We start from the raw sequence: 12,215 nt of genomic DNA on the forward strand, positions 1-12,215 counted from the left end.
CTTCGCCAAGCCTCATTTTCCCAGTATCTGTTCGAACGTGCATTGCTTAGGGCTTTTGTCAGGACGCCATCGCAGGAATTTGGTGCCATGCCGGAAGCGATCGCCGGTGACATGATCGAACCGCACCTCCGCCACCAGTTCGGGCCGCAACGGCTCCCATTGTCCGCTTCTTTCCGTGCTCCACCGACTGGGGCCGCCCGGGGCTTTTCCCGTGAAGCCAGGGGTCGATCGCAAAGCTTCAAGTTGTCGCGTAAGCTTTGCCCTGTCCTCCCGGGCGATCGTCGAGGTGAACCCCACGTGATCGAGTTGCCCCTGGTCATTGTATAGACCGAGCAACAGGGAACCGACTTCACGCGACTTCGCCAAATAGCGGAATCCTCCGACGACACAATCGGCCGTGCGCAGCCGCTTGACCTTGATCATGGCGCGCTCGCCGGGCCGATACTCTTCATCGAGAAGCTTGGCAACGACCCCGTCGGTCGAATCTTGTCCGGACTGGCCAAGCCACTTGCTTGCTGCCGCCAAATCAAGCGTTGCGCGAGACAGCTCAATATCTTTTCGCCCGGCCGACTTTACGAACAGTTGGAGTGCAACGCGCCGAGCCGAGAGCGGCTGCTGCATCAAGGCGCCCTCGGAGGTTGCCAACATGTCGAACAGGATCAGCTTTGCCGGCGTCGCGACCGACAGCTTGCGGATCCTGCTTTCCGCCGGATGCAGCCGCATCTGCAAGGCGTCGAAAGAAAGAGAGCCTGCAATTTCGATGACGATCTCGCCATCGACCACGAACTCTTTCATTTCCAGTTCACGCAAGATCGCGACGATTTCCGGAAAATATCGCCCCAATGCCTTGCCGGATTTTGCCCGCAACTCCACCGCCCTACCGGATTTGAAGGCCAGACACCGAAACCCGTCCCATTTTGGTTCGTATTGCCATCGGCCGGCGTCGGCCGGCAACGTGTCGGCAGCCTTTGCTTCCATCGGCGCAGTGCTCAACGGCACGCCGAAAGACGATTTCACGTTCTTCGGCAGATCGCGAGAGATGGCAGGTTCGCCCGTCATGAAAGTCCCGTGGCCAAACGATAGGGTTCGAACTCAACGCGGCGCGGGAGATTTGGTTCGTCCACGCAGACGCAAGTTCCATTCGCGGCGGAACGAAGCGCTTGCACCGTGGTTACCTCGCTGGGTCCATGGTGGCTGCCCACAAGGTCTGACGATGTTCGATTGGCTCGAGCGAGGAGAAACGGCGCCGGATCCTCGCAAGGGGATGCCTAGTCCCCGGCTTGAAGAAGGTGAATTCAAAAGGCGCTACCGCGAACAGTTCAACGATCCGGCTTTCGAAACCGCAAACGCCGAACTCGACACGATCGCCGAAATTGCCTGGCAGGCTTATGCCCACTCCCGCAAAAGCCCGCGGACAAGGAAGGCGGGCGCCGGCTTTGCGGACCCGAGCTACGATCTCTCCGTTGACTGGATCGCCGCCAAGGATGCTGTGGACGCGGCTCAACGCCGCTACACAGAGAACAAAAAGCGCCGCATCCTGATCGTCAATGGGTCGTCACGCAGCGAGCACACCTGTCCCGGCGAGATGTCCAAAAGCTACCGTTTCGCCGAGATAGCTCGCGACGTCTTCGAGGCCGGCGAGACAGAAGTCGAGATACTGGATCTGTCGCGGCTGGCGTCGGAATATGGCCGCAGCATCCATCCCTGCAAAGCCTGTTTCTCGACGGCGGCTGCCCTCTGCCATTGGCCATGTTCTTGCTACCCGAACCACTCACTGGGGCAAACGCAGGACTGGATGAATGATATTTATCCGATGTGGGTTGCCGCGCACGGGTGATGATAGTCACGCCGGTAAACTGGTACCAGGTGACGTCGCCCCTCAAGCTGCTGATGGACAGGCTGGTTTGCGCCGACGGCGGCAATCCCGATCCAAGTTCGACGCATGGCAAGGAAGCGAAGGAGGCCAAGGCGCTGGAGTTGAAGGGCTGGGATTATCCAAGGCATTTGGCTGGCCGGCTGTTCTCGGTGATTGTGCATGGCGACACGGAGGGCGCGGAGAACGTGCGACACTCCTTGTCGGACTGGATGAAGTCGATCGAGATGATTCCAGCGGGGCCAAAGGCGGAACTGGACCGCTATATCGGATACTGGAAGCCCTATGCGACCAGCCACGACGAAATGGACCAGGATACCGACGTCCAGGAGGAAGTGCGCAACGCGGCCCGGACGCTTCTCAGCGCTGTGATGGCCCAGCGCGACGGCGAACTGGGGACTGCGGACCAGTCGCTGGAAGACCCGAGAAAGAAATAGACGGTCGCCGAAGGTGAGCGGCAGCCCGAGTTGGGACTTTGGACACGGCGTTGAAAGGGCCGTCCAGCCGTGGCGGCACCCGTCAAAACGCGAAGCTTGGAACTTCGATGTCGCCTCGGAGTTCCGTATGCGAACAAGGAACCATAATCATGAGCGGGCGGCCAAAAGATGGAGCGCCGGGCACAACTGGCCAATCCCTGCCTGGGGACGGCCCGCCAGAAAATCGACCGGGGCTACCTGCCCACGGGGATGCTTGCGAGAGAGGAGTGGGCGCGCAAGCGCGGACAAGCATCCTGTTTGTCAATCGATTCATTAATCCAGCGCTCGAAGGGCTGACAGATGTCTCAAACCGTAGGTGATTTCCTGGTTTCCCGACTCCATGCCTGGGGCGTGCGTAAGATTTTTGGCTACCCAGGCGACGGCATCAACGGTGTTTTCGGCGCTCTTGGTCGAGCCTCAGGCAGGATCGAATTTATCCAGGCCCGGCATGAGGAAATGGCTGCGTTCATGGCATCCGCTTATGCCAAATTTTCCGGCGAACTCGGCGTTTGCATAGCGACCTCCGGTCCAGGCGCAACGCATCTTGTAACGGGCCTTTATGACGCCCGCCTCGATCACCAGCCCGTCCTGGCCATAGTCGGCCAGCAGGCCCGCGGCGCGATCGGTGGCCACTACCAGCAAGAGGTCGATCTCGCCGCATTGTTCAAGGATGTCGCTGGAGATTTTGTCCATCAGGCTGCCGTTCCTGAACAGGTCCGCCACCTGGTCGACCGCGCCATTCGCATCGCGCTGGCCAACCGCACGGTGACCGCACTCATCCTGCCCAACGATCTGCAGGACATGGCCTATGAAGAGCCGCCGCGGCTTCACGGTACCGTCCATTCTGGTGTCGGCTATCGCCCGCCGGTGATCGTTCCGCATGACGATGACCTCAAGGCGGCGGCCGATATTCTCAATCACGGCAAGCGCGTTGCCCTTCTCGTTGGAGCCGGCGCGCTAGGCGCGACACAAGAAGTTATAGACGTCGCAGACCGGCTGGGTGCCGGCGTCGCCAAGGCGCTGCTCGGCAAGACGGCTTTGCCGGACTCCCTCCCTTGGGTTACCGGCTCGATCGGATTGCTGGGCACGGAGCCCTCGTGGGATCTCATGAACGAGTGCGATACCTTGCTGATGATCGGATCCGGCTTTCCCTATTCGGAGTTTTTGCCGAAGGAAGGCCAGGCAAAAGGTGTCCAGATCGATCTCAAGCCCGGCATGATGTCGTTGCGCTATCCAATGGAGATCAATCTTGTCGGCGATGCCGCCGCAACCCTCAAAGCATTGCTGCCCCTCCTGAAGCCGAAAACCAAGGACGGCAAGTGGCGCAAGCAGATCGAGAAGAACGTTGCAGAGTGGTGGAAACTGCTCGAGAAACGAGCGCACGCCAAAGCCAATCCGGTCAATCCGCAACTGGTGGCTTGGGAACTGTCTCCAAGACTGCCGGACAACGTCATCCTGACCAGCGACTCCGGATCCTGCGCAAACTGGTATGCGCGCGACATCAAGGTTAGCCCCACAATGATGGCATCGCTTTCGGGCGGGCTTGCCTCGATGGGAGCGGCGGTTCCCTATGCGATTGCCGCAAAATTCGCGCACACCGATCGTCCGGTCGTTGGGCTCGTCGGCGACGGCGCGATGCAGATGAACAACATGGCCGAATTGATCACTGTCGCCAAATACTGGAAGAGATGGGCCGACGGCCGTTTGGTCATCTGTGTCTACAACAACCAGGACCTCAATCAGGTCACGTGGGAACAACGGGTCATGGAAGGAGACCCGAAATTAGAAGCTTCGCAGGACATCCCCGATGTGCCCTATCATCGGTTTGCCGAACTGATCGGCCTCAAGGGGCTGTTTGTCGATCGTCCAAGAGATCTCGGCCCCGCCTGGGACGAGGCGCTTGCATCCGATAGCCCCGTCGTCCTTGAAGTCAAAACCGACCCTGAAGTGCCACCCCTGCCGCCGCATTTGACGCTCGCACAGGCCAAGAACCTGACCTTGTCGCTTGCGAAGGGCGATCCGAGCGAAGCAGGCGTCATTCATGGAACCGTCAGGCAAGTTCTTAGTTCTATTTTGCCGGGCCAGCCTGAATGATCAGCGTGGAAAACCCGGCACGTCGTGCCTCAATGAAGCCCAGCGGGTGGCAGACCAGCTGGGATGATGAGCCCGTCGTCGGCGAAGTGACTGTCCCGTCGCGGCGAGTTGGTAGGGGCCGCGTTTGGCCTTCGGTCTGAGATGAAGCAGAAATGACATCGGAAGCACGGTCGCCCTCTACCAAACCATATAGCGGTCCGGTCGGTGGCTGGGGATCAGCAAAATCTGTGGCCGAAATCGCTCTCAGGGAGCATGTCCCGTTCAAAGAGCCAAAGCTGCTTTCGACCCAGAACAAGCCGGAAGGATACATGTGTGTCAGTTGCGCTTGGGCAAAACCTGCCCAGCAGCATCCCCTTGAATTTTGCGAAAACGGCGCAAAGGCGACCGCGTGGGAAATCACGTCCCGACGTGCCGACCCAGCATCCTTTTCCAGACACACGCTGAGCGAGTTGGAGCTGTGGTCGGACCACGATCTGGCTCAAAAGATATTGACGATCAGCGTGCCAGTTGGGCGCGTCTGCAGCTCTCTGATGTCCAAAGGAACCGCTTGCCGGCCGTGGCGTTACGCCACGACGCTCGCCGGAGGACTACCATGGACGACAGACCACGAACGACGACCAGCAAACCGACCCGGGTTGATCGAGGGCATTGCTTTTGCGGAGCTGTGACAGCTGAATTTAGCGGCGATCCCTTTTGGATTTGTTTCGACCACGACGATGACTGCCGAAGAGCGATCGGCAGCCCACTGACTATCTGGATTGGCTATCGTCCCGATCAGCGCAAATGGCTGGGCCCAAAACCAAAAACGTTCTCGAAAACCAGGGGCGTCGTGCGCTCCTTCTGTTCGGAGTGTGGCACGTCAATTGGGTACACCGATGAAGGGTTGCCAAACGAGTCCTACATCTCGATCGGTTTTATGGACGCGCCCGAGGAATTCAATCCTCAAGCTCAGGCATATTAGGAAATGCGACTTCCGTTTATCAGGATGGATGATGGTTTGCCTCGCGTCGATGGCTACACGCGACCGCGCGACCCCACCCTCGGCGATCCTAGAGACCGGTGAGCAGAACGGTGGACCGCGCAGCTCGTCGCTGTAAGCCACGGCATACGTCTCGTTTTCGTTGCCCGCAGCCCTAGATTCCTCATTCAGGTAACAAGGGGTTCCCCAATGCGAGTGGCACGCGAAGCCTGGGTTCTTGGCAAGGAGAGCATCCTCGGATTCATCAACGACAATGCCCTCAGCCACGGTGCGGCGATGGCGTTTTATGCCGTCACGTCCCTCGCCCCGATCTTGTTGATCGTTGTTGCGGTTGCTGGACTTGTCTTTGGGCATGAAGCAGCTCAAGTCGCCTTGGCGGCCGAAATCGCAGGCGTGATGGGATCGCAAACCGGCGACCTTCTGCGCACCACCATCGAAAGCGCTTCTCACAGAACCGCCGGCACTCTTGCCACTTTGGTGGGCATCGTCACCCTCTTCGTGACAGCCTCAGGGGTGTTTGGCGAAATGCAGCTTTCGCTCAACAAAATCTGGAAGATTGAGCCACCACCTATGTCTGTGTCGCGATTGGTGCGGGCGCGGGCCGCCAGCCTGGGCCTGGTTGCAGCATTGGGATTTTTACTGCTTGTGTCATTGGCGGCGAGCGCCGCCATTTCCGCCCTTGGCGCTGTTATCAATGCCCATCTGCCGTTCGGCACGATCATTCTCGCGTCAATAAACGGCATTGTATCATTCGTGCTGATTTCCGCTCTGTTTGCCGCGATCTTCAAGATTCTGCCGGACCGGTCGCTGCTTGGCGCGATGTCGCAATTGGCGCGGCAGTGACCGCTTTGCTCTTCACTATCGGCAAGTCGCTGATTGGCTGGTATATCGGAACCAGCGCGATCGCATCCTCGTATGGCGCGGCAGGTGCCCTGCTGGTCGTGCTGCTTTGGGTCTACTATTCGTCGGAGATATTCCTGCTCGGCGCCGAGTTCACGCGAGCCTATTCCGTGCGTCTCGGCAGTCGGTCCGACCTTCAACCGATCGTGGAGGCAGAGACCCCGTCGCGACAGAAATCGAACCTTGGGCCAATTACCCAACGCGAGGTGGCCTGGATTGTGATAACGGGTTTGCTCACCTTCGTGGCGACAAGAATCTGGCCATCGCGGCGATCTTAGCTGCTTCACCAGTTCTGTTTCTTGGGAACGCAACCCGGACACGGGAATTGCATAGGAACAGGAGGTTGACCCATGCCAAAATTTCGCTTTGAGACTACAGTATCCGGCCAGACTACCGCTTTCGAGGAAGAGTTGGCCAGCGAGGAGATGGCCAGTCCGAGAGCAATAGAGATGGCGCGCGTTGCAATGGCGGCGGACCCAAGGTCCGGTACCAAACAATCGGGATCGATAATCAAGGTCTACGATGAAGCCGGATATCTGGTCGCCACAGTCAATTTTTCCCACGTGTTGCCGAGTGATCCGGACGCCGCGCAGCATGGGAGTGGCGACTCGGTTTTCGAAGAACCGGGTGTGATGCGGTCTGGCTGACCCCTGGGTAGGTCAGCGTTGCATGTTTGCACACCCGATCCCGAGGCCGTCGGCATCTTCCGATGCTAGAGCTGAGATTCGATCGGAAGGTGACGGACGAAGACCGTCAGGATTCGGCGAAACAATCCGGCTTCTGGTTCACTGGTATAGTCTCGGAGCTTGCCTTCGTCGCAGCTATGCCAGTGCAGAACATTGTGTTTCAGTTCGAGCCGATAGCTCGCTTCCGGAGATATCTCTAATTGGAACTGATTCCGCAGCTCCGCCACCAATTTCTCATCCTCAAAAAGCACGCCCATTTCCGAATTCAAGGACGCTGACCGTGGATCGAAATTGAAGGAGCCGACGAAACCGGTCTTTTCGTCAACGGTGAAAGCTTTCGTATGTAGGCTGGCGCCCTTTGAACCAAATACCGAGATTGCCGGCTGCCGGCTGAACGGCTGGAGCTCAAAAATTTTGACGCCATTCCTAAGCAGCCGCTTGCGATAGTTTGCGTAAGCGCCATGGACGGCGGCGACGTCTGTAGCGGCCAGGGAATTGGTCAGAACCGAAACGTCAACCCCGCTGCCGACAAGGTCCAACAAGATCGCCGAACCCCTTTTGCCGGGGATGAAATAAGGAGAGACAATTTCTAGACACTCGCGCGTCGATTGAATTATGGGAAGCAACTCCTTCATCAACCAGCTGCGACGTCTCCAGCCACGAACCTTCTCCGGCGGATCGGAAATCACCCGCACTCCTTTCACCCAATGAACGTCGTTGCTGGCCGCAATAAACTCTGCAATTGAGCCCCGCTCGCCGATGCCGTTCAAGAATCTTGACTCGGTTTCGGGATCGCTTCCTTCGAACAAGCTAGCTTGCTTATGCTCGATCCCTGAACCGAGTGCTTCGATTGGCTTTGATTCCTCGCAAGCCCAGAAGGCATCGAATATCTGCGCGGTTTGCTGTACCGCAGGGCCAAGGAGCAGCATGTCGAGGTCCCGGAAATTGGTCTCCGCCGCATCGAAATAGGCATCGCCAAGATTTCGACCGCCAACGATGGCGAACTTGTCGTCGGCGATCCAAGCCTTGTTGTGCATACGTCGCGTTAGTGCAAAAAGCCGTAAGAGCACTTCCACGCCACGCATGATCCGACCGCGCCTGATACTGCTCGGATTGAACAGCCTCAATTCGATGTTGGGATGATTGTTCAACGCCAGATATGCAGAATCGTTTTTGCGTGGATTGACGTCGTCAAGGAGCATGCGCACCCGCACGCCGCGCTCAGCCGTTCGAAAAACCTCCTGGAGCAGCAACCTGCCGGTGTGGTCATCATGCCAAAGGTAATACATCAGGTCGAGGGTGCGCACAGCGCTCCTTGCAGCCAGCACACGCACAGCGAAAGCGTCATAATTGTCCGAGACAAGCAGCAAGCCGCTTTTGCCGGCTTTGATGTTGTCGTCTGCAGTTCGCGAAACCGATACGTCCATGAAATTGGCTACCTTTGGACTGTGGTCAAAGCTGGCCCTGCTCAAAATCATATCAAAAACCATTCAGAGGTAATCTGGTTGCATATGCACCCGCTCATCATCCGATTCCTGGATGCAACCGGGTCTCGCAATCCAGCGGCGACCCTTGAACGATCGGGTGGCTTCAAGAGAAGCGTTTCCCCGCTTGTTTGCCGGGTGTGCGCCGCGGCGCAGCTGGTGGACGGGAATGACGCGGTCCTTTGTTTGAATGAGCACAGGACCCTTGGATATCTCCATCATGCCGGAACCGGGCTCAGGTTTCCGAGTTTAGAAAATGCTCGCGACGGGCGATTTTCAACAGAGGAGACCGGCACATGCCTACTGCCAAAAAAGCCAATGGCAACACCAAGGACCTGGAGGACCTTTTCCTCGATGGTCTCAAAGACATCTACTATGCCGAGAAGAAAATTCTGAAAGCCCTGCCGAAGATGGCCAAAGGCGCATACGAAGAGCAGCTCTCGGCGGCATTCGAGAAGCACCTCGCCGAAACCGAGGGACAGGTCGAACGTCTGGAGGAAGTCTTCGATATCCTCGGCGTGGCCGCCCGCGGCAAAACTTGCCCGGCGATCGACGGCATCTTGGAGGAAGGATCTGAAATTCTTGAGGAGTACAAGGGTTCGACTTCGCTCGATGCGGGGCTGGTCGGTGCCGCGCAAGCCGTGGAGCACTACGAGATCGCCAGGTATGGAACCCTGATTGCTTGGGCTACAACGCTCGGCAAGGATGACGTGGCGGCGCTTCTAAATGCGACACTCGAGGAGGAGAAGGCCACCGACGAGGCATTGACCGCCCTCGGTGAAGCCGGCGTCAACGAACGGGCGGCAGAACAGAAGGCAGCTTGATTGATCGTCTACCCAACCGCCTCGGCCGACCAAAGCGCCGGGGCGGTCTTGAGAGATGAAGGGCATGATCATGCAGTACAAACGACTGGTCTACAAACGACTGGAATGCCTCCTGTTTGAGTTTTCGGCCGCGTTAGTCAGGCGCCGAGCGCTTGCCGGTTCGCGCAGCGATTGTCGGCAGTTCCGAGAAGAGCGCCGAAATCATTGAAGAGCACAGGCGCCGCGCAAAGCCGCCCAACGAGAGCGCAGAATTTTGTCGCCCAGTACACTTGATCCGCAGTCGAGGCAGTAACACCAAGATGGAGAGTCAAATGGGCTTTTTTGGAAAATATTTCTCAGGACTGTTGGGTAAGAAATCGACTGACGGCAAGGGCAGCGGCGATATGCGTAAAGCTACCGGTGCGGGTCCGGCGCTTGCCGCTCATTCCAAAGATGCAAAGACGTCCGCTCCCACCGGTCAAAGCACCAAAGCTTCGAGCAAAAATGCAGATGGACGATGACAAAGCAACATCGGCCACCAGGACGGTTCTGACGTCAGCCGTATTGCGGAATATAGGTCGTCTATGTCGCCAGCAAACGAAGCGGCGCGGAGACGCTAGATCGCCCAGATGACCCGCATCGCAACCTTCAACGTCAATGGCGTCAACGGCCGGTTGCCTGTGCTTCTCAAGTGGCTTGGCGAAACCGACTACGACATCGTCTGCCTTCAAGAATTGAAGACCTCTGACGAAAAATTTCCGGTCGACGCGATTAGAAACGCCGGTTATGGCGCGATCTGGCACGGACAGAAATCCTACAATGGCGTGGCAATCCTCGCTCGCGGGATCGAGCCGCTGGAACGTCGACGGGGCCTGCCGGGCGATCCCGACGATTCGCACAGCCTCTACATCGAGGCAGATGTGAATGGACTTGTTGTTGGCTGCCTGTATTTGCCTAATGGCAATCCGGCGCCGGGACCGAAATTCGACTACAAACTTCGCTGGTTCCAACGCCTGATCACCTATGGCCAGCTGCTGCTCCGCGATAGCTCGGCGAGCATCCTGTGCGGCGACTACAACGTCGTTCCAGGCCCGATCGACGCGGCGGTGCCGATGCGATGGCTTGGCGATGCCGTTTACTTGCCTGAGAGCCGGAGCGCCTACGCCGAAATGCTTGCTCAGGGTTGGATCGATGCCGTCCGTCGCATTCATCCAGAAAAGGGAATTTACACGTATTGGAACTTCTCCTACCGCGGTGGGTACGATCGTAGTTCCGGGTTGCGGATGGACCATCTCTTGCTGAGCCCATCTCTATTGGATCGCCTGAAGAATGCCGGAGTAGATGCCGAAACGCGTGCATGGGAGAAGCCAAGCGATCATGCACCAGCCTGGATAGAATTTGATTGAACTCCATCAACATGGAACGGCCGAGTGGCGGTCGCCCAGTTCACCACGCCGACTTCGGAGGAATGTCACAATGGTCTTCCGGCATGACGATGGTCGGCGACATGTTCAATGTCGGCCTCAAGACAAACCTCAACGCTATCGCCGCACAGCTCTCGGCCTACCCGTCTGCTGGCATGGCCCACGTCGGCTCGTGGTGGCCTGAGGAGATTGGGAGTTCGTCTGCCGCTGGTTCTCAAAACAATATGCGCTGCGCAGCGTTTCCTGAGCAAAGCCGCCTGGTCATCGACGATCATGGAAAGATGGAAATATGATACCGGCGACCATCGTATATCTGGAGTTTCACAGAGCCAGAGCACAGACTCCACCCTTACCTTTGTCAGCCAGTACGGCGTGGTTCGGATATCTGACCTCAAGCGCGTAGATGCGACCTAAGTCGGGGCCGCCTTCATGCAGACACTCACGCTCATCGGCTACTTTGCAACTGTCTGCTCCAAGACCAGTTTCACGCCGCAGGCTTGGAAAATCGTCAAAACGCGAGACACAAGCGGCATCTCCGCACCGATGTATGCCATCACTGTTTGGGATTCGCCTTGTGGCTGGCCTTCCGCATCATGAAGGCAGAGTGGCCGATCATAATCACGAGCGGCGTCTGTCTCTTGCTATCAGCGTTCATTCTCACGATGGCAGTCCTGCCACCCGCTGAGAAAAGAGGCAGTTGCCGAGGTTTTCGACCCCGACGGCTAGCGCTTCCAACTCTTCAACAGCGGGCCTTGGCTCCCGTATGCCGGATCCTTGCGCGGACGACGCACTCTGGGGATACTTGCGAGCGCGTCGGCATGCTGATCTCTGCTCGTACATTCGTCATAAGTCCCAAAGGGAGGATATGCACCGACAACCAGAAAATCATCGGATGCCGAGAGACATTGGTGCCCGGTGCCTGCCGGGAGAACCGCGACATCGCCAGCCTTCAGCGACAGCGTTCGTCCCTTCTTGCCGCCAAACTGGACTTTAGCGCTCCCATTTGCAACGCCCAGGACCTCGTGTATTTGCGAATGATAGTGAACGTAATCATAGATGCCGTTTCGCCAGCTATCGCCCCATCCGTTTGTATCGAAAACCACCTCCATGACGGCTGCGGGATCAAGCCCTTCGGGCAACTTCACGGCACCGCGAAAAACGACGAGCGGCCATGAAGGATGATTGGGCACAAGTCCATCATCCTTGAACCGGAACTCATTGGATTTTCGCCGCCTCACAAGACCTGCGACACTTTCCTTGCGCGGTCTAGCGAAACCCGTGATGTTCTCGATCGCTTTTTTGGTGGTTTGCAGAATGCTCATGGACGCCGCCTTGTCGGAAAAATAGCGAACACGTTTCAGTTTCAACATGCATCAGGTCGGTCGGTTCCACAGCGGTCAAACAAACGTTGCTCTGATTCTGCGGTCGAGCACGAAGGCGGGGTTAAGCGCCCAAGCAGGACGTGGATTGGAACTTTCGAAATTGCCAGGAGTTGG

13 protein-coding genes and 2 pseudogenes are annotated in these 12,215 nt (G+C 57.7%); 12 read left to right on the forward strand and 3 right to left on the reverse strand.

What is annotated here, in order from left to right; all coding sequences use genetic code 11:
• Positions 1-12: 12 nt before the first annotated feature.
• Positions 13-1,059: an ATP-dependent DNA ligase gene (locus tag ACYHH6_RS25950; RefSeq protein WP_352584204.1), complete on the reverse strand. Its 1,047-nt coding sequence runs from the start codon at positions 1,057-1,059 to the stop codon at positions 13-15.
• Between the two features lie 205 nt (positions 1,060-1,264).
• Between ACYHH6_RS25950 and ACYHH6_RS25955 the strand changes: the two are divergent.
• From ACYHH6_RS25955 to ACYHH6_RS25985, 7 genes and pseudogenes are all read left to right on the forward strand, one after another.
• Positions 1,265-2,310, forward strand: a pseudogene (locus ACYHH6_RS25955) (flavodoxin family protein).
• A gap of 339 nt (positions 2,311-2,649) precedes the next feature.
• Entirely contained in the window at positions 2,650-4,443 is a 1,794-nt protein-coding gene (locus ACYHH6_RS25960) for a thiamine pyrophosphate-requiring protein (RefSeq protein WP_352584202.1), read from the forward strand.
• Between the two features lie 152 nt (positions 4,444-4,595).
• Positions 4,596-4,928, forward strand: a pseudogene (locus ACYHH6_RS25965) (FdhF/YdeP family oxidoreductase); the annotation flags it as partial.
• Positions 4,929-5,035: 107 nt separating this feature from the next.
• Positions 5,036-5,404 carry a GFA family protein gene (locus tag ACYHH6_RS25970; protein ID WP_352584200.1) on the forward strand — a complete coding sequence of 123 codons (369 nt, stop codon included), beginning with the start codon at positions 5,036-5,038 and terminating at the stop codon, positions 5,402-5,404.
• 207 nt (positions 5,405-5,611) lie between these two features.
• The gene (locus ACYHH6_RS25975; protein ID WP_352584198.1) at positions 5,612-6,265 is read left to right on the forward strand and encodes a YihY/virulence factor BrkB family protein; all 654 of its coding nucleotides are present in this window, start codon (positions 5,612-5,614) and stop codon (positions 6,263-6,265) included.
• Positions 6,262-6,600: a YhjD/YihY/BrkB family envelope integrity protein gene (locus ACYHH6_RS25980; protein WP_352584196.1), complete on the forward strand. Its 339-nt coding sequence runs from the start codon at positions 6,262-6,264 to the stop codon at positions 6,598-6,600. Before ACYHH6_RS25975 ends, ACYHH6_RS25980 begins: the two co-directional genes overlap by 4 nt.
• Positions 6,601-6,672: 72 nt before the next feature.
• Positions 6,673-6,969 carry a hypothetical protein gene (locus ACYHH6_RS25985; RefSeq protein WP_352584194.1) on the forward strand — a complete coding sequence of 99 codons (297 nt, stop codon included), beginning with the start codon at positions 6,673-6,675 and terminating at the stop codon, positions 6,967-6,969.
• 65 nt (positions 6,970-7,034) lie between these two features.
• Here the strand turns inward: ACYHH6_RS25985 and ACYHH6_RS25990 are convergent, their stop codons facing one another.
• Positions 7,035-8,435, reverse strand: coding sequence for a phospholipase D family protein (locus tag ACYHH6_RS25990; protein ID WP_352584193.1), 1,401 nt, complete (start codon positions 8,433-8,435; stop codon positions 7,035-7,037).
• Between the two features lie 353 nt (positions 8,436-8,788).
• On the opposite strand from ACYHH6_RS25990, the gene ACYHH6_RS25995 reads away from it, so the two are divergent.
• The 5 genes from ACYHH6_RS25995 to ACYHH6_RS26015 all read left to right on the forward strand — a co-directional run bounded on the left by ACYHH6_RS25995 (position 8,789) and on the right by ACYHH6_RS26015 (position 11,316).
• Complete coding sequence (locus ACYHH6_RS25995; protein WP_352584191.1) at positions 8,789-9,316, forward strand: YciE/YciF ferroxidase family protein; 528 nt, start codon at positions 8,789-8,791, stop codon at positions 9,314-9,316.
• A gap of 311 nt (positions 9,317-9,627) precedes the next feature.
• Entirely contained in the window at positions 9,628-9,816 is a 189-nt protein-coding gene (locus ACYHH6_RS26000; RefSeq protein ID WP_488500484.1) for a hypothetical protein, read from the forward strand.
• Between the two features lie 108 nt (positions 9,817-9,924).
• Positions 9,925-10,701: an exodeoxyribonuclease III gene (xth, locus tag ACYHH6_RS26005; protein WP_352584187.1), complete on the forward strand. Its 777-nt coding sequence runs from the start codon at positions 9,925-9,927 to the stop codon at positions 10,699-10,701.
• A complete protein-coding gene (locus ACYHH6_RS26010) occupies positions 10,698-11,012 on the forward strand; it encodes a hypothetical protein (protein WP_352584185.1) in 315 nt (104 codons plus the stop codon). The genes xth and ACYHH6_RS26010 overlap by 4 nt, the downstream gene beginning before the upstream one ends.
• Positions 11,013-11,148: 136 nt before the next feature.
• The gene (locus ACYHH6_RS26015) at positions 11,149-11,316 is read left to right on the forward strand and encodes a SemiSWEET family sugar transporter (protein ID WP_352584183.1); all 168 of its coding nucleotides are present in this window, start codon (positions 11,149-11,151) and stop codon (positions 11,314-11,316) included.
• Positions 11,317-11,441: 125 nt separating this feature from the next.
• Here the strand turns inward: ACYHH6_RS26015 and ACYHH6_RS26020 are convergent, their stop codons facing one another.
• The gene (locus tag ACYHH6_RS26020) at positions 11,442-12,041 is read right to left on the reverse strand and encodes a cupin domain-containing protein (protein ID WP_352584356.1); all 600 of its coding nucleotides are present in this window, start codon (positions 12,039-12,041) and stop codon (positions 11,442-11,444) included.
• Positions 12,042-12,215: the final 174 nt, after the last annotated feature.

Source organism: Mesorhizobium sp. P171375, from assembly GCF_057786075.1.